At 72.3% G+C, this 16,702-nt stretch carries 12 protein-coding genes; 3 read left to right on the top strand and 9 right to left on the bottom strand.

Annotated features, from left to right (window positions below; all coding sequences use genetic code 11):
- Positions 1-82: 82 nt before the first annotated feature.
- Complete coding sequence (locus tag ACFYXC_RS06885) at positions 83-1,120, bottom strand: oxidoreductase (protein WP_389547792.1); 1,038 nt, start codon at positions 1,118-1,120, stop codon at positions 83-85.
- 66 nt (positions 1,121-1,186) lie between these two features.
- Between ACFYXC_RS06885 and ACFYXC_RS06880 the strand changes: the two genes are divergently transcribed.
- The gene (locus ACFYXC_RS06880; protein WP_389547789.1) at positions 1,187-2,137 is read left to right on the top strand and encodes an FAD-dependent oxidoreductase; all 951 of its coding nucleotides are present in this window, start codon (positions 1,187-1,189) and stop codon (positions 2,135-2,137) included.
- Positions 2,138-2,290: 153 nt separating this feature from the next.
- On the opposite strand, the gene ACFYXC_RS06875 is transcribed toward ACFYXC_RS06880, so the two are convergent.
- The 3 genes from ACFYXC_RS06875 to ACFYXC_RS06865 form a co-directional block, all read right to left on the bottom strand.
- Entirely contained in the window at positions 2,291-4,003 is a 1,713-nt protein-coding gene (locus ACFYXC_RS06875; protein WP_388905153.1) for a BCCT family transporter, read from the bottom strand.
- An 88-nt stretch (positions 4,004-4,091) separates the two neighbouring features.
- Positions 4,092-5,387 carry a M14 family metallocarboxypeptidase gene (locus tag ACFYXC_RS06870; protein ID WP_389547786.1) on the bottom strand — a complete coding sequence of 432 codons (1,296 nt, stop codon included), beginning with the start codon at positions 5,385-5,387 and terminating at the stop codon, positions 4,092-4,094.
- Positions 5,384-7,348 carry a Xaa-Pro dipeptidyl-peptidase gene (locus ACFYXC_RS06865; RefSeq protein ID WP_389547784.1) on the bottom strand — a complete coding sequence of 655 codons (1,965 nt, stop codon included), beginning with the start codon at positions 7,346-7,348 and terminating at the stop codon, positions 5,384-5,386. Before ACFYXC_RS06865 ends, ACFYXC_RS06870 begins: the two co-directional genes overlap by 4 nt.
- Positions 7,349-7,574: 226 nt before the next feature.
- Between ACFYXC_RS06865 and ACFYXC_RS06860 the strand changes: the two genes are divergently transcribed.
- The gene (locus ACFYXC_RS06860) at positions 7,575-8,279 is read left to right on the top strand and encodes a MerR family transcriptional regulator (RefSeq protein ID WP_388905149.1); all 705 of its coding nucleotides are present in this window, start codon (positions 7,575-7,577) and stop codon (positions 8,277-8,279) included.
- A gap of 35 nt (positions 8,280-8,314) precedes the next feature.
- Here ACFYXC_RS06860 and ACFYXC_RS06855 read toward each other — a convergent pair whose 3' ends face one another.
- From ACFYXC_RS06855 to ACFYXC_RS06835, 5 genes are all read right to left on the bottom strand, one after another.
- The gene (locus ACFYXC_RS06855) at positions 8,315-9,040 is read right to left on the bottom strand and encodes an SDR family NAD(P)-dependent oxidoreductase (protein WP_388905147.1); all 726 of its coding nucleotides are present in this window, start codon (positions 9,038-9,040) and stop codon (positions 8,315-8,317) included.
- Positions 9,041-9,257: 217 nt separating this feature from the next.
- Positions 9,258-11,507 (bottom strand): 3-hydroxyacyl-CoA dehydrogenase NAD-binding domain-containing protein, encoded by a 2,250-nt coding sequence (locus ACFYXC_RS06850; protein ID WP_389547780.1) that lies wholly within the window; start codon positions 11,505-11,507, stop codon positions 9,258-9,260.
- A 165-nt stretch (positions 11,508-11,672) separates the two neighbouring features.
- Positions 11,673-12,887 (bottom strand): acetyl-CoA C-acetyltransferase, encoded by a 1,215-nt coding sequence (locus ACFYXC_RS06845; RefSeq protein WP_389547777.1) that lies wholly within the window; start codon positions 12,885-12,887, stop codon positions 11,673-11,675.
- Positions 12,888-12,926: 39 nt separating this feature from the next.
- Positions 12,927-14,069 carry an acyl-CoA dehydrogenase family protein gene (locus ACFYXC_RS06840; RefSeq protein WP_389547773.1) on the bottom strand — a complete coding sequence of 381 codons (1,143 nt, stop codon included), beginning with the start codon at positions 14,067-14,069 and terminating at the stop codon, positions 12,927-12,929.
- Entirely contained in the window at positions 14,066-15,241 is a 1,176-nt protein-coding gene (locus tag ACFYXC_RS06835; RefSeq protein WP_389547770.1) for a CaiB/BaiF CoA transferase family protein, read from the bottom strand. The genes ACFYXC_RS06840 and ACFYXC_RS06835 overlap by 4 nt, the downstream gene beginning before the upstream one ends.
- A 182-nt stretch (positions 15,242-15,423) precedes the next feature.
- Between ACFYXC_RS06835 and ACFYXC_RS06830 the strand changes: the two genes are divergently transcribed.
- Positions 15,424-16,614: a saccharopine dehydrogenase family protein gene (locus ACFYXC_RS06830; RefSeq protein WP_388905139.1), complete on the top strand. Its 1,191-nt coding sequence runs from the start codon at positions 15,424-15,426 to the stop codon at positions 16,612-16,614.
- Positions 16,615-16,702 lie beyond the last annotated feature (88 nt).

Here is a 16,702-nt window from a genome sequence, read left to right as displayed (position 1 = left end):
GCCCGCGCCGGGGTTTGCGCTCGCGCGCCGGTACGCCCGTGTCGCACGCCGGTACGCCTGTGCGCACGCCGGTACGCCCGTGTCAGCGGGCCATCGCCTCCACCAGGACGCTGCCGGACGTCCGCGCCACGATGAACGACTCCCCTCTGGTCGCCTTCTCGTCCAGGGCGAGCCGGTGGCGGCCCGCCTCCAGGACGCCGTCGAAGACCTCGTGCATGTGTGTGCGGTAGAGGCGGTCCAGACGGTACGCGGTCAGCTGGACCCGGCAGGGTGAGGTGACCTCGATGCCGGCCTCGCCGTCGGCGGCCACCAGCCGGGTCAGCCGGCGCTGCTCCCGGGGGCTGCGGTCCAGGGCGTTCTCTATCTGGGCGACCAGCAGCGGGACGATCGGGGCCAGCCCCTCGACGTACGCGACGTCGACTCCGGCCCGGTCGAAGGAGTGCCGCACGGCGGCACGTTCCTGCTCGGTGACGGCGCGGCCGAAGGCGACGGCCCCGTAGGTGCGCAGTTCGTCGGCGGGGACGGCGGTGGCGTCCCGGGTGATGTCGGCGCCGATGCCGATGATGCGCAGGGCCGCGGCGAGCTTGGCCAGGACGGCTGCCCGGGTACCGATGAGCAGGACCCGGCGGCGTTCGCCGGTGGGGCCGGTGAGCCCCGCGGGCCCGGCGAGCAGGGAGCCGAGCGCGGCACGGTACTCGTCGCCGCGGAAGAGGAAGGGCCCGATGCCGTGGTAGCCGTTCCGTTCGAGGTCGGGGAGGTCGTCGGTCTGCCAGGCGAAGTCGCGCCACACGAAGTCGTCGCCGTGCCGGTCGATCACGGCGGTCACGGCGCCGCAGGCGAGGTCCTCGCACTCCGGGCAGCCGTATATGACGTAGCGGCCGCCCTCCAGCGGAGGGTCGGCTTCCAGCAGCAGGCTGCGCACCTGGGCGGTGAAGATCGCGGGCGGTACGTCGGAGGCGAGGGGGGACACGGCGTCGAGGTCGGAGAGCTGGTACAGCAGCGGGCGTCCGTCGACGATGAAGTCCACGAAGTCCCGGTGCGCTTGGTAGTCACCGTTGGCCAGTACTCCACCGGCACGCATCGCCGGTGCCAGGCCGAAGGTCGCGTACTCGGCAGACATGGTGTGAGTATCCCCAGAGTGGGCGGTCTCTGAGCACGGCATGACATATTCCGCTACCGTCCCCGCGTGGCGGAAGATCGAAGCGGTGACGTGATCGTGGTCGGCAGCGGGGTCATAGGTCTCACGACGGCCCTCGTTCTCGCCGAGAGCGGCAGACGGGTACGGATCTGGACGCGGGAGCCCGCCGAGCGGACCACCTCGGCGGTTGCGGGGGCGCTGTGGTGGCCGTACGCCATCGAGCCGCGGGATCTCGCGCGGCAATGGGCGCTGCGATCACTCTCCGTGTACGAGGAGCTGGCGGCGCGGTCCGGCGAGACGGGCGTACGCATGGTCGAGGGCGTAATGGGCGAGGCGCGGCTGGACGAGCAGGGGGCGTGGGCCGCGGCGCGGCTGCCGGGGCTGCGGGCGTCCACGGCGGAGGAGTACCGGGGTTCGGGCCTGTGGGCGCGGCTGCCGCTGATCGACATGCCGGTGCATCTGGGGTGGCTGCGGTCGCGGTTCCTGCGGGCGGGCGGGACGGTCGAGACACGCACCGTGACGGACCTCGCCGAGGCGGGGGCGCAGGCGGGCGTCGTCGTCAACTGCGCGGGACTCGGGGCGCGGGAGCTGGTGGGGGACGCGGCGGTCAGGCCCGTGCGGGGGCAGTTGGTGATCGTGGAGAACCCGGGGGTGCGGACGTGGCTCGTGTCGACGGACGCGGTGGCCGGGACCACGACGTATCTCTTTCCCCAGCCGGGGCGGCTGGTGTTGGGCGGGACCACGGAGGAGGACGCGTGGTCGTTGACCCCTGACCCGGGGGTCGCGGCGGGGATCGTCGAGCGGTGTGCGGTGTTGCGGCCCGAGGTCGCGGGGGCGCGGGTGCTGGGGCATCGGGTGGGGTTGCGGCCCGTGCGGGGCGCTGTGCGGCTCGAACGGGATGTCTCGGGCGGCGGGCTGCTGGTGCACAACTATGGGCACGGTGGGGGTGGGGTGACCGTGGCGTGGGGGTGTGCGGAGGTCGTTCTGGGGCTCCTGTAGGCGCGGGTCCGCTGTGGCTGGGGTTGCGCAGTTCCCCGCGCCCCTAAAGACAAAAGGCTGCGCAGTTCCCCGCGCCCCTAGGTACCTAGGGGCGCGGGGAACTGCGCAGCCTCGGCCACGACGTGGCCGCACCGACGCCCCCCCGGGGGGCGGCTATGTGTGGTCGTGGCCCAAGGGGTCGCCGTTCGTCTCGGTGCCGGCTCCTGGGCCGACCCTGATCTCGAAGTCGCCGTCGTACTTCTTGTGGCCCTCGATCACGGCGAGTTCGACGGCCTCCGAGCCCATCTCGTTGCGGACGATGACCGGGTCCCTGCGCAGGTCGCGCATGAGGGCGATGCACATGCCGATCATGACGAGGACGAAGGGCGCGGCCGCCAGGATGGTGAGGTTCTGCAGGCCGGTGAGCGCGTCACCCTCGCCGCTGCCGACGAGCAGCATGATCGCGGCGACCGCTCCGGTGACCACACCCCAGAAGACCACGACGAACCGGCCCGGTTCGAGTGCGCCCCTCTGGGAGAGCGTGCCCATGACGATGGACGCGGCGTCGGCTCCCGAGACGAAGAAGATGCCGACCAGGATCATCACGAGCAGGCTGGTGACCGTCGCGATGGGGAACTCCTGGAGGACACCGAAGAGCTGTCCTTCGGCGGTCGCCTCGTCGCCGAGCGCGCCGCCCTCCTTGAGCTTCATCGCCGTGCCGCCGAAGACCGCGAACCAGACGAGGCTGACCGTGCTGGGCACCAGGATGACGCCGCCGACGAACTGCCGGATGGTGCGGCCGCGGCTGATGCGGGCGATGAACATGCCGACGAAGGGCGTCCAGGAGATCCACCACGCCCAGTAGAAGACCGTCCAGCTGCCGAGCCAGTCGGCGACGCCCTCGCCGCCGCTGGCCTCGGTACGGCCGGCGAGCTGCGTCAGGTCACCGAGGTAGGAGAAGATCGAGGTGGGCAGCAGGTCGAGCACGATGATCGTGGGGCCCGCGATGAACACGAAGACGGCGAGCAGCAGGGCCAGCACCATGTTGATGTTGGACAGCCACTGGATGCCCTTCTCGATGCCGGAGACGGCCGAGGCGACGAACGCCACGGTCAGCACGGCGATGATCGCGACGAGCAGGCCGTCGCTCACCTTGTCGAGCCAGTCCAGTTCCGTGAAGCCGGAGCCGATCTGGAGGGCGCCGAGGCCCAGCGAGGCCGCCGATCCGAAGACCGTGGCGATGATGGCGAGGATGTCGATGGCCCGGCCCGCCGAGCCGTTCGCGTGCTTCTCGCCGATGAGCGGGGTGAAGACGGCGCTGATGGTCTGGCGGCGGCGTTTGCGGTAGGTGCTGTAGGCGATGGCGAGGCCGACCACCGCGTAGATCGCCCAGGGGTGCAGCGTCCAGTGGAAGAGGGTGGTGGCCATCGACGTCTCCATGCGTTCCGCGGAGTCGGCGGGCGTGGTGCCCGGCGGAGGCGTCGTGTAGTGCGAGAGGGGTTCACTCACGCCGTAGAACATCAGGCCGATGCCCATGCCGGCGCTGAACATCATCGCCACCCAGGAGACGGTGCGGAACTCGGGCTCCTCGCCCTCGGCACCGAGGTGGATCCTTCCGTAGCGGCTGACCGCGAGCCACAGCGCGAAGACCACGAAACACGAGGCGGCGAGCATGAACGCCCAACCGCCGTTGTGGATCAGGCCGTTGAGCATCTTCGTGGAGGCGCTCTCCAGGGAGTCGGTGGCGACGGCTCCCCAGATCACGAAGGCCACGGTGAGCGCGGCGGTGACGCCGAACACCAGACGGTCGGTGTGCGGGTGGCCCGGGCCGCCGGGGACGCCCGACGAATCGCCCCGGCCCCCTCTGTCCTTGAGATCTTCGGTCATCGGCGGCACCTTCCCTGGAAAGCATTCGGCCACACATATCTTTTTGTGTGCCTAGGACCTACCACAGGTGCCGCCGATCGCAACCGCCTCAGCAGCGGGTGTCGGGCTCCCCGACCGTCAGGTGGTACGGCGCCCGCTCGTCGAGCAGCAGCGGGACCAGGGCGCGCAGGGACTGGCGCAGCGGGACCAGGGCGCCGGCCCCGTCCGGGGCCCGGCGTGCCCTGATGCCGTGCAGGGCCAGTTCGTCCCCGACGTCCGCGTACTGGTCCGCCGTCAGCCGGTAGCCGCAGGGCGGGTCCGCGATGGTCTCGGACGGTTCGGCCGGGTCGTTGTCGGCGCCCCCCGTGTAGACCGGTCCGGTGTCCAGGTGACCGGCCAGCCGGGCCGCCGCCGTGGCCGCCCGGATCCGGCCACGCCGTTCGTCCGCGAACGCGAACAGACCGTCCAGTGCCGCCAGTTGCGAGTGGACGCGGCGCCAGTTGTTGAGTGCCGGGTCGGCCTGCTCGGCCTCGGTCAGCGGGTCGACGCGGCTCTCTATGAGCAGTCCGACGCCGTGCTTGACGCCGGACATGTTGCGCAGGATCCGCTCCTGTCCGTCGCCCGCCACCTGCTGGACCGGGTCGCCGGTCACCGGGTCGGTCCAGATGCCGTACGTCCCGGTCGAGTGACCGGCGGCACGGGCCGCGGGCCGTACGTACGCCCCCGACAGCTTCTGCGCCTCGTCGTGCACGGCCGGGTCGGTGTTGAGGTTGCGCGGCCAGAGGTCGAAGAGGTCCTTGTCGTAGTACGGGGGTGTGGCCCCGTACTCGTGCAGGTCGTAGACCACGTCGGGCTTCCGGTCGCGGACGACGGCGGCCAGGGCGCGGGCCTCGGCCGTCCGCAGGGCGAGGTGGTCGCGGTTGATGTCGACGCCGTCGCTGTTGCCGCGGGTGTCGGCGGCCCGGCCGTCCGGGTTGGCGGTGGGCACGACGAGCACCGTGGTGCGGTCGAGGAACCTGCGGGTGCCCGCGTCCTTGGCGTACGCGAGGTCGCGGACGGTGGTGAGGCATGCCTCGCGCCCGGACGGTTCGTCGCCGTGCTGGCTGCAGACGAGCAGCACGGCGGTGGCGGCGTGCGGGTTGCCGGCCCGTACGAGCTGGACGGGGCGGTCCTGCTTCGTGGTGCCGATCCGGCTGAGCGACACGCGGTCGCTCGCCCGGTCGACCGCGGTGAGGAAGGTCTGCTCCTCGGGCTGGGTGGTCCAGCGCGCTCCGGCACTCTGTTCGAACCCGGTGCGCGGCGGGTGTTCGGCGGCCCGGGCCGGTGCCGTGAGGAGGGACGCGGCGAGGACGGGCGCGGTGAGTACGGCCGACGTCAGGGTGAGGGCGGTCCGGCGTGGGGTCATCGTTCGCCGCCTCCGGGGATGCGCTGGGTGGCCCGGGGTGCGCCGACTCCGTCGAGGAGGGCGTCGGGCGTGACGTACGAGGATCCCGAGGTGGCGCGGGCGAAGGCGGCGGTGCCTCCGACGAGCGGCAGCCGGGCCGACGTACGGGAGAGGTCGAGCGTGAGCGTCGGGGTGGTCGACGGCGGGTCGATGAGGCCCTGGTCGGTGCCGGCGACGATCAGCGCGAGCCGGTGGCCCTTCGGGACGACGTGGTCGCTCGCGTGCAGGTCGAGGGTGATGGTGTACCGCTTGCCCGGTGTGAGGGGTTCGCCCTTCGTGTCGGAACGGTGGTTGCCGAGGTCGGCCCAGCCGCGGCTGAACACCGTGTGTTCGACGTCGGTGGTCCTGGCCTCGGTCTCCCGGTAGCAGGAGCTGTCGCCGGTGGTGCTCGGGCCCCAGCAGGTGCGCCCGGTGAGGGTCGTGATGCCCTCGCCCGGGGCGGCGTAGTCACGGATGGTGTCCGGGCCGAGGTCGACCAGGACCGCGGACAGGTGCGCGCTCGACGTGGTCGGTGTGGCGGTGACGGTCACCTCGGACGAGCCGGACAGGCGGACGTCGCGGGTGAGCGGCCTGGTGACGAAGCCGGCCTTGGCGGACGTGGACCGGTCGATCTCGGCGGCCCAGTCGCTCTCGTCCTGCTGGGGGTCGTCGGTGAAGGTCTCGGTGCCCGATCCGGTACGCAGTCCGAGGGTGCCGACGCCGGCCTGCTCGCCCTTGCCCGGGCGCAGGGTCGCGGTGCCGGTGCCGCGCGGCGGCCAGACGTCGGAGGTGACCCACTGGTCGGGGGCGCGCTCGATGTCGGCCATGGGCTCGTCGTCGACGCCGTTGTCGTAGCCGAGGAGTTCGTGGTCGAACCAGCGGTGCAGCGTGTCGGCCCATTCGGCGCGGCGGAAGTCGAAGGGGTCGACGTGGCCGGTCTGGGAGAGCCAGATCTTGCGGTCGACGCCGTTCTTCGCGAGGCCGTCCCACCACTGGCCGAAGTGCTTCGGGCGGACGTTGAGGTCCTGCATGCCGTGGATGACGAAGACGCTGGCGTCGACCTTGCGGACGTCCTTCACGTAGTCGCGCTCGGCCCAGAACCTCGTCAGGTCACCGGTGCGCGGTGCCCCGTCGACGATCTTCTGCTGGACGGCGGCGCACCTGGCGCGGGCCTCGGGGCTCTCGACGTAGTCGGACAGCCACTCCGGGCCGGAGTCGTAGAGCGGGGCGCCCTGGGCGAAGTAGTAGTCGTACCAGGAGGAGATGGCCGCGATCGGGACGATGGTCTCCAGGCCCTCGACCCCGGTGGCGGCCACGCCGTTGGCGATGGTGCCGTCGTAGCTCTTGCCGATCATGCCGGTTCTGCCGTTGCTCCAGCCGGCCTCGGCCCTCGTGCTCCCCGTACGGGAGGTGTAGCCCTTGCCCCGGCCGTTCAGCCAGTCGACGACGGCCTTCGCGGACTGGACGTCGGAGCGGCCGCCGACGTCCACGCAGCCGTCGGAGCGGTTGGTGCCGGCCAGGTCGACGGCCACGAAGGCGTAGCCGCGCGGCACGAAGTAGTTGTCGTAGTACAGCGGCATCTGGACCACGTGGCCGTCGGCGTCGTACGTCTTGCGCTGGCTCTCGTTGCCCCGGCCGCAGCAGGAGTAGTACGGGCTGGCGTCCATGATCACGGGGATCCTGCGGCCCTGCTGGGCCGGTTCGCGCGGGCGGACGATGTCGGCGGCGACGCGGTCGGTCCGCCCGTCGCCGTCGCCGTCGAGGCCGGTGTCCACCCAGACGGACTCGCGGACCGCGGTGTCGTACGAGTAGACGGGCGTGCTCTCCCGGGGGGCACTCTGGGCCGCGGCCGGGGTGAGGAGCGTGGCCATCAGGGCGGCGGTGGCCGCCGTGGTGAGCGATCTCCAGGTGATGAGGCGCATGTAGCGCGCAGGTGTCCGCATGCGCGGGAAGGTACTCCGGTCAACTCCCGCGCAAAAGGGGGCCGATCGGAGCCGGAGGGCTTCTGCCCGGGTGTGGCGTGAAAGGTGCGCGGGACCGGCCCCGCCCGCTGTCACGGCCCCGCCAGGTGCCGCCGGGGCCCCGCCCCGGGGATCTTTCACCTGTCGGGTGAGACAGTATGACTGTGCCACCGCAGCAGGTGGTGGGGTCGGTACCGGAGGAGCAGCGATGGCGACGGATGTCGAGGAGCCGGCACTCACCGTCGACGAGCTGGCCGCGCGGGCGGGTGTCACGGTGCGGACGGTCCGCTTCTACAGCACCAGGGGGCTGCTGCCGCCGCCCGTGATCGGGCCGCGCCGGGTCGGGCACTACGGCCAGGACCACCTGTCGCGCCTCGCGCTCATCGAGGAGCTGCAGCACCAGGGGATGACGCTGGCGGGGATCGAGCGCTATCTGCAGCAGTTGCCGGCCGGGCTCAGCGCCCACGACCTGGCCATCCACCGTGCCGTGGTGGCCTCCTGGGCTCCTGACGCGGCCGAGGAGATGAGCCGGGCCGAGCTGGAGCGCCGGGCCGGCCGGCCCCTCGGCACGGAGGACCTGGACCGGCTCGCCGCGATGAGTGTCCTGCGGGAGACGGCGGGCCCGGACGCGTACCGCGTGGATCTCGGGCTGCTGCGGCTCGGCGTCCGGCTGCTCGACGTGCCCATGGCGCACGAGACGATCCTCGCCGCGCGCACGGTCCTGATGAAGCACACGCGCGCCGCGGCCCACGAGCTCGCCGTACTGTTCCGGGACGAGGTGTCCGGGCACGAGTCGGTCGAGGCGGTGAAGGACCTGTCGGCGCACATGCAACCGCTCGTCGTGCAGGCTCTGCTGACGACGTTCCAGCGGTCCCTCAACGAGGAGCTGCGGAAGTGGCTCGGGGACTCCTGAGCGGACATCCGGGGGGCCCTGCGTCGGGCCGTGCTTCAGAGGCAGGCCGAGCCGCCGGCCACGTTGAGGGTCTGGCCGGTCAGGAAGCCGCTGCCCTCGTCGACCACGTACAGCAGCGTGGAGACGAGATCGGCCGGCTCCTGGATCCTCGGGACGGCCTGCCGGGCGCGGACGTGTTCGAAGCCGCCGTCCGCGCCGGCCGGGCGCTCGGCGGTCCCCGTGCGGACCATGCTCGGCGCGATCGCGTTCACGGTGATGTCGTACGGCCCGAGCGCCGAGGCGAGCGAGCGCGTGAAGCCGATCAGCCCGGCCTTCGACGCGGTGTACGCCACCATCGCCGGCGGGGCGGTGAGGACGGCGGCCGAGGCGATGTTCACGATGCGGCCCCGGCCCGCCGCCTTCAGGTACGGCAGCACCGCCCGGGCCATCAGGAACGGCGCCTCCAGGTTGACCCGCATGACCCGCCGCCACTCCTCGGGCGTGGTGTCCTCGAAGGCCGTCTCCGGGTGGACCCCGGCGTTGTTGACCAGGACGTGCAGGGTGCCGAACTGTTCGAGCACCCGCTCCAGGGCGTCGCGGATCTGCGCCTCGTCCGTGACGTCGGCGACCAGCTCCACGTAGTCCAGGATGCGGTCGGCCGTCTCCCCCTGCGGAACCAGGTCGAGCCCCGCGACCCGGTACCCCTGTCCCGCGAGTGCGACGGCGAACTCCTGCCCGAGGCCCTGTGCCGCGCCGGTCACCAGGGCGGTACGCGTCTCCATGCGGCGAGTGTGATGAGCCGTCAGGCGGGCGGCAAGAGGGCGTTTCCGGTCTGTGGAGCGGCCTTCCGGGCGGCCGGGCGCCGTCGGCGGCGCTCGGCCGTGTTCGTCTGCGGCGGCGCGCCTCTCAAGGGCGAAAAGCCGGGGCGCAGCCCCCCTTTTTCAGGGGCGCGGGGAACTGCGCGCTCGGCCCCCACGCCGCCGCAGCCGGACAACGAGGTCAGCGGTCGCTGAAGAGCTCCCCCTTCTCCGCCTTCTCCACGAGCAGCGCGGGCGGCGCGAACCGCTCGCCGTAACGCTCGGCGAGCTCCCGCGCGCGGGCCACGAACGCGGCCGGCCCGGTGGCCGCCCCGCCGCGTCCCTCGTACCCGTTGATGTACTGCAGGACGCCCCCCGTCCAGCCGGGGAAGCCGATCCCGAAGAGGGACCCGATGTTGGCGTCGGCGACCGAGGTCAGGACGCCCTCTTCCAGGAGCCGGACGCTGTCCAGCGCCTCGGAGAACAGCATGCGCTCCTGCATGTCGTCGAAGGGCACGGTCTCGGGGGGCACGGTCTCGGGGGGCACGGTCGCGGAGGGGGTCCTGGTGCCCTCGCGGGTGAAGTGCTCGCGCAGTCCGGGCCACAGCCCGGCGCGCCTGCCGTCCTCCCCGTACTCGTAGAACCCGGCGCCGCCGCTGCGTCCGGTGCGGCCGAACTCGTCGACCATGCGGTCGATGACGGCCTCGGCGGGGTGGGTCGTCCAGGTGCCGCCCGCCTCCTCGACGGCCCGCCTGGTCTCGGCGCGGATCCTGCGGGGCAGGGTGAGCGTCAGCTCGTCCATCAGGGAGAGCACCTTGGCCGGGTAGCCCGCCTGCGCGGCGGCCTGTTCGACGGAGGCGGGCTCGATGCCCTCGCCGACCATCGCGACGCCCTCGTTGAGGAAGTGCCCGATGACGCGGGAGGTGAAGAAGCCGCGGGAGTCGTTGACGACGATCGGGGTCTTCCTGATCTGCCGTACGAGGTCGAAGGCGCGTGCCAGGGCCTCGTCGCCGGTGCGTTCGCCCCTGATGATCTCGACGAGCGGCATCTTGTCGACGGGCGAGAAGAAGTGCAGCCCGACGAAGTCCCCCTGCCGTTCGACGCCTTCGGCGAGGGCGGTGATCGGCAGGGTCGAGGTGTTGGAGCACAGCAGCGCGTCCGGCTCGACGACGTGCTGGATCTCCTGGAACACCTTGTGCTTGAGCGCCGGGTCCTCGAAGACGGCCTCGATGACCGCGTCGCAGCCCGCGAGGTCGTCGGGGTCGGCGGTGGGCGTGATGCGGGCGAGCAGCGCGTCGGCCTTCTCCTGGCTCGTACGGCCACGGGAGACGGCCTTGGCGCAGAGCTTCTCGGAGTAGCCCCTGCCCTTGGCGGCGGCCTCGGCGGACACGTCCTTGAGGACGACGTCGAGGCCGGCGCGGGCGCACGAGTACGCGATGCCGGCCCCCATCATCCCGGCGCCGAGGACGGCGACCTTGCGGACCTGCCGGGGCGCGATGTCCTTCGGGCGGTTGGCGCCGGAGTTGACGGCCTGGAGGTCGAAGAAGAACGCCTGGATCATGTTCTTGGCGGTCTGGCCGGCGGCCAGCTCCACGAAGTAGCGCGCCTCGATGACCTGCGCGGTCTCGAAGTCGACCTGGGAGCCCTCCACGGCGGCGGCGAGGATGCTGCGGGGCGCCGGGTAGGGCGCGCCGCCCGTCTGCTTGCGCAGGTTGGCGGGGAAGGCGGGCAGGTTCGCGGCGAACTTCGGGTGGGACGGGGTGCCGCCCGGGATGCGGTGGCCCGGCTTGTCCCAGGGCTGGCTGGACTCGGGGTTGGCGTCGATGAAGGCGCGGGCCTTGTCGAGCATCTCCTCGTGGGTGGCCGCCACTTCGTGGACGAGGCCGTTCTCCAGGGCGTGCCGCGGGCTGTACTGGGTGCCCTGGAGGAGCACCTTGAGGAGTGCGTCGGCGATGCCGAGGAGGCGTACGGTCCTGACGACGCCGCCGCCTCCGGGCAGCAGGCCGAGGGTGACCTCGGGGCAGCCGATCTTGGAGCCCGGCGCGTCGAGGGCGACCCGGTGGTGGCAGGCCAGCGCCAGTTCGTAGCCGCCGCCGAGGGCCGCGCCGTTCATGGCGGCGACGACGGGCTTGCCGAGGGTCTCGATGCGGCGCAGGTCGCGCTTGATCGCGAGGCCGCCCTCGAAGAGCTGCTCGGCCGTCTCCGGCGTGACCCGGATGAGGTCGCGCAGGTCACCGCCCGCGAAGAAGGTCTTCTTGGCGGAGGTGAGGATGACGCCGCGCACGGACCGCGGGTCGGCCTCGACCGCCGCCTCCAGCCGGTCGGCGACCGCGGTGAGCGACTCCCTGAACGCCTGGTTCATGGTGTTCGCGGACTGGCCGGGGTCGTCGAGGACCAGGGTGACGACACCGGTCTCGTCCTGTTCCCAGCGGATGGTGGTGCTCTCGGTCATCTGGGGGTCTCCGTAAGTGTCAAAGTCTTGTCCGCCGCGACGGCGGGAGGCGCGACGGCGGGGCGGCGGAAGGCAGGAGGCGGGACGGCGGGAAGCGGGACGGCGGAGGCCGGCGGTGCCGGACGTGCCGCGCCCGGCAGGGCAGGACGGGTCTCCCGCGCCTGCCTAGAGGCGCTCGACCACCGTGGCGATGCCCATGCCGCCGCCCACGCACAGCGTGGCGAGGCCGAACCGCTTGTCCTGGCGCTCCAGTTCGTCGACGAGCGTGCCGAGGATCATCGCGCCGGTCGCGCCGAGCGGGTGGCCCAGCGCGATCGCGCCGCCGTTGACGTTGACCTTGTCCAGGGACAGGCCCATGTCCCTGGCGAAGCGCAGGACGACCGCCGCGAAGGCTTCGTTAATCTCGACGAGGTCGATGTCGTCGATGGTCAGCCCGGCCTTGGCGAGCGCCTTGCGGGTGGCGGGCGCGGGTCCGGTCAGCATGATGGTGGGCTCGGAGCCGGAGACGGCCGCGGAGACGATCCGCGCGCGCGGCGTGATCCCGTACCGCTCGCCGACCTCCCTGGAACCGACGGCGACCAGCGAGGCGCCGTCCACGATCCCGGAGGAGTTGCCGGCGTGGTGGACGTGGTCGATCCTCTCCACCCAGTGGTACTTCTGCAGCGCCACGGCGTCGAAGCCGCCCAGGTCGCCGATGTCGGCGAAGGACGGCTTGAGCCGGGCCAGGGAGTCGGCCGTGGTGCCGGGGCGCAGGTGCTCGTCGTGGTCGAGGACGACGAGTCCGTTGCGGTCCCTGACGGGCACGACGGACTTCTCGAAGCGAGCGTCCTTCCAGGCCGCGGCGGCGCGTTCCTGGGACAGGGCCGCGTACTCGTCGACGTCCCGGCGGGAGAAGCCCTCGATGGTGGCGATGAGGTCGGCGCCGATGCCCTGGGGTACGAAATCGGTGGCGAGGTTGGTCATCGGGTCGGCGAACCAGGCGCCGCCGTCCGAGCCCATCGGCACCCGGGACATCGATTCGACGCCGCCGGCGAGGACGAGGTCCTCCCAGCCCGAACGGACCTTCATCGCGGCCAGGTTGACGGCCTCCAGGCCCGAGGCACAGAAGCGGTTCTCCTGGACACCGGCCACCGTGTCCGGGAGGCCGGCGGCGATGGCCGCGATGCGGGCGATGTCGGAGCCCTGGTCGCCGACCGGTCCGACGACGCCGAGCACGATGTCGTCGATCGCGGCGGGGTCGAGTCCCGGGAAGCGGGCCCGGATCTCGTGGATGAGTCCGACGACCAGGTCGACGGGCTTGGTGCCGTGCAGGGCGCCGTTCGCCTTGCCGCGGCCGCGCGGGGTGCGGATCGCGTCGTACACGTACGCTTCGGTGGTCACTCGTGAGCCTTTCGGGAGGAGCCCGGAGAACGGGGACGGTCAGCCGAGCAGGGAACGGCCGATGATCTCCTTCATGATCTCGGTCGTCCCGCCGTAGATGGTCTGGATGCGGCCGTCGGTGAATGCCCTGGCGACGCGGTACTCGGTCATGTAGCCGTAGCCGCCGTGCAGTTGGAGACAGCGGTCCGCGACACGCTTCTGCAGTTCGGTGGCCCACCACTTGGCCATCGAGGCGTGCACCGCGTCGAGTTCGCCCGCCGCGTGGTCGACGATGCAGCGGTCGACGAACGTCCGCGTGACGGCGCACTCGGTGGCCATCTCGGCGATCTCGAAGCGGATGTGCTGGAGCTTGGACAGGGGCCGCCCGAAGGCTTCGCGCTCCTTGACGTACTCGGTGGTGATCTCCAGCAGGTGTTCGGCGGCGGCGATGCCGACGACGGCTATGTTCAGCCGCTCCTGCGCGAGGTTCGTCATCAGGTGCACGAAGGCGCCGTCGAGCTCACCGAGCAGGTTCTCCTTCGGGACGCGTACGTCGTGGAAGAACAGTTCGGCGGTGTCCTGGGCCTTCAGGCCGATCTTGTCGAGGTTGCGGCCGCGCTCGAACCCGTCCGTGCCGCGCTCGACGACGAGCAGGGAGAGCCCGCGCGCCCCGCCCTCGGGGGTGGTCCTCGCGACGACGATCACGAGGTCGGCCAGGATGCCGTTGGAGATGAACGTCTTGGAGCCGTTGAGCAGCCAGTGGTCGCCGCGGTCCTCGGCCTGCGTCGTGATGCCCTGCAGGTCCGATCCGGCGCCGGGCTCGGTCATCGCGATCGCGGTGATCAGGGAGCCGTCGCAGAAGCCGGGCAGCCAGCGCCGCTTCTGCTCCTCGGTACCGAGTCCCGTCAGGTAGGGCCCGATGATGTCGTTGTGCAGGCCGAGCGCCGGCCCGGCGGCTCCCGCGCGCGCGAACTCCTCGGCGAGCACGGCGCTGTGGCGGAAGTCGGTGTTGCCGCCGCCCCCGTACTCCTCGGGGACGGCGAGACCGAGCAGCCCCTGCCGGCCGGCCGCGAGCCAGACCTCGCGCGAGACGATGCCGTCCTTCTCCCACTGCTCGTGGTGCGGGAGCACCTCCTTGGCGAGGAAGGTGCGCACGCTCTCGCGGAACGCCTCGTGCTCGGGCGTGAAGATCTGCCGCTTCATTCAGGGGTGTCCTTCGGTTCGGGGGTGCCCTCCGGCTCGGGGGTGCCCCTGAGGAGGTCCGGTACGTCCCAGTCGCGGGCCACGTCCGCGGTGCCGGTGCCCGGCAGGGCGGGCCCGACACGGACGGCGGTGGGGGTGGCGGAGAAGCGGGGTGCGGGGGCGGGCTGGGTGATGCCGCCGTGCCCGGTGAAGGTGCCGCGGGCCGCCAGGTGCGGGTGGTGCGGTGCCTCGCGCAGCGACAGCACGGGCGCCACGCACGCGTCGGAGCCCTCGAAGACCGCGGTCCACTCGTCGCGCGTACGGGTCCTGAAGCGGGCCGCGACCGCCTCGCGCAGCTCGCCCCAGCGGGACAGGTCCCGGTGCGCCGAGGCGTACTCCCGCAGGCCGAGCAGCTCGGTGAACTCCTCGTAGAACCGGCGTTCCAGCGCGCCGACCGCCATGTACCGCCCGTCCGCCGTCTCGTACGTCCCGTAGTACGGGCAGCCGCCGTCCAGGAGGTTGGCGCCGCGCCGGTCCTGCCAGCCGCCGGCGGCCAGCATGCCGTGGATCATCGAGGCGAGGTGGGCCGTGCCGTCCACGATCGCCGCGTCCACGACCTGTCCGGTGCCGCTCGCGCGCGCGTGGTGGAGGGCGGCGAGGACGCCGACGACGAGGTAGAGGGAGCCGCCCGCGTAGTCCCCGACGAGGTTGGCGGGGACGGCCGGCGGCTCGTCCGGGGCGCCGATCATGCCGAGGGTGCCGGTCAGCGCGATGTACGCGATGTCGTGCCCGGCCCGCGGGGCGAGCGGCCCGTCCTGGCCCCAGCCGGTCATCCGTCCGTAGACGAGGCGGGGGTTGCGGGCGTGGCAGGTGTCGGGCCCGACGCCCAGGCGCTCCGCGACGCCCGGGCGGTAGCCCTCGACGAGGATGTCGGCGCGCTCGGCCAGGGCGAGGACGCGCTCGGCGCCGTCGGGGGACTTCAGGTCGACGATCACCGAGCGTTTGTTGCGATTGGTGAGGTCGTACGCCGGGTCGATCGCCAGGCCGGCGCCGTCCGGCCGGTCCACCCGCACGACGTCCGCGCCCAGGTCGGCGAGGAGCATGGCGGCGAAGGGGCCGGGGCCGATGCCGGCCAGCTCCACCACGCGCACCCCGGCCAGCGGGCCGTGCCCCGCCGTTCCCGCCTCTGCCATCGAGCCCCCGCACTGTGACACAACCGATGTAACACCTGTGATGTTAGGAACGCGTTCCCTTCTGGCACAAGCCCTCGGCGAGCAAGCGCTCAGTCAAATGTGGGGGTTCCCGTTCGGCTCCCCGTGGGTCACGCTAGCCTCGGCCACCGACAACGGCGCGGGCTGGACGGCTGAGAGGTGCCATGAGCAGGCAGAACACGACGGAACGCGCGTACGACATCGTGCTCTTCGGAGCCACGGGGTTCGTCGGGACGCTCACCGCGGAGTACCTCGCAGCCCACGCGCCCGAAGGGCTGCGCTGGGCCGTCGCGGCCCGCGACACGGGGAGACTGGAGCGGCTGCGGGACCGCCTGGCGGCGATCGACCCGGCCTGCGCCGAGCTCCCCGTGCTGCGGGCCGACGTCACCGATCCGGCCTCCCTGCGCGAACTCGCGGGGAACGCGCGCGTGGTGGCCACGACCGTCGGCCCCTACCTGCGGTACGGCGAGGAGCTGGTCGCCGCCTGCGCGGACGCCGGCACCGACTACCTGGACCTCTGCGGTGAGCCCGAGTTCGTGGACCTCATGTACGTGCGGCACGACGCACGCGCGCGGGAGACCGGTGCCCGGCTGGTGCACGCGGCGGGCTTCGACTCGATCCCGCACGACCTGGGCGCCTACTTCACCGTGCGGCAGCTCCCTGAGGGCGTGCCGCTGACCGTGGACGGGTTCGTACGGGTCGGGGGAATGTTCTCCGGCGGCACCTTCGCCTCCGCCCTCGGCCAGTTCGCGCGCGGACGGCACATGATCGCCGCCGCGCGCGACCGCGGGCGGCACGAGCCGCGGCTCGTCGGGCGCCGGGCGTCCGCGCCGTCGGGCAGGCCACGCTACGCCGGGGAGGTCGGCGCGTGGGCGCTGCCGCTGCCCACCATCGACGCGCGGATCGTACTGCGGTCGGCGCGGGCGCTGGAACGCTACGGGCCCGACTTCCGCTACCGCCACTACGCGGCGGTCGAGACACTCCCCGCGGCGGTCGGCGGGGTGGCGGGCGCCGGGGCGGTCTTCGCGGCGGCGCAGGTGCCGCCCGTGCGGCGCTGGCTGTCGAACCGGCTGAAGCCGGGGGACGGACCGAGCGAGGAGAAGCGGGCCGCGAGCTGGTTCTCGGTCCGGTTCGTCGGCGAGGGGGGCGGGAAGCGGGTCTTCACCGAGGTGGCCGGCGGGGACCCCGGATACGGGGACACCGCCAAGATGCTGGCCGAGTCCGCGTTGTGTCTCGTCCTCGACGAGCTGCCGTCCACCGCGGGGCAGGTGACGACGGCCGCCGCCATGGGAGACGCGCTCGTCGAGCGGCTCCAGGAGGCCGGGATCAGCTTCCGGGTGGCCGCCACGCGGTAGCGCCGGCCGATCGCGGACGGTTCGCGCCCGCCGCGCCGTCGTCTTCCGTCGCGCGGCTCCCCGCGCGCCCCGTACCGGGCCCATGTCT

Source organism: Streptomyces sp. NPDC002701, from assembly GCF_042889045.1.
GTDB lineage: Bacteria > Actinomycetota > Actinomycetes > Streptomycetales > Streptomycetaceae > Streptomyces.
Note: the sequence above shows the minus strand (reverse complement) of the source record. Positions and strands in the feature narration are given on the sequence as shown.

Excerpts from the sequence above, each read along its gene's own strand:
- ACFYXC_RS06885 (WP_389547792.1), bottom strand. The coding sequence starts at position 1,120 with ATGTCTGCCGAGTACGCGACCTTCGGCCTGGCACCGGCGATGCGTGCC.
- ACFYXC_RS06875 (WP_388905153.1), bottom strand. The coding sequence starts at position 4,003 with ATGACCGAAGATCTCAAGGACAGAGGGGGCCGGGGCGATTCGTCGGGC.
- ACFYXC_RS06870 (WP_389547786.1), bottom strand. The coding sequence starts at position 5,387 with ATGACCCCACGCCGGACCGCCCTCACCCTGACGTCGGCCGTACTCACC.
- ACFYXC_RS06865 (WP_389547784.1), bottom strand. The coding sequence starts at position 7,348 with ATGCGGACACCTGCGCGCTACATGCGCCTCATCACCTGGAGATCGCTC.
- ACFYXC_RS06860 (WP_388905149.1), top strand. The coding sequence starts at position 7,575 with ATGGCGACGGATGTCGAGGAGCCGGCACTCACCGTCGACGAGCTGGCC.
- ACFYXC_RS06855 (WP_388905147.1), bottom strand. The coding sequence starts at position 9,040 with ATGGAGACGCGTACCGCCCTGGTGACCGGCGCGGCACAGGGCCTCGGG.
- ACFYXC_RS06850 (WP_389547780.1), bottom strand. The coding sequence starts at position 11,507 with ATGACCGAGAGCACCACCATCCGCTGGGAACAGGACGAGACCGGTGTC.
- ACFYXC_RS06840 (WP_389547773.1), bottom strand. The coding sequence starts at position 14,069 with ATGAAGCGGCAGATCTTCACGCCCGAGCACGAGGCGTTCCGCGAGAGC.
- ACFYXC_RS06835 (WP_389547770.1), bottom strand. The coding sequence starts at position 15,241 with ATGGCAGAGGCGGGAACGGCGGGGCACGGCCCGCTGGCCGGGGTGCGC.
- ACFYXC_RS06830 (WP_388905139.1), top strand. The coding sequence starts at position 15,424 with ATGAGCAGGCAGAACACGACGGAACGCGCGTACGACATCGTGCTCTTC.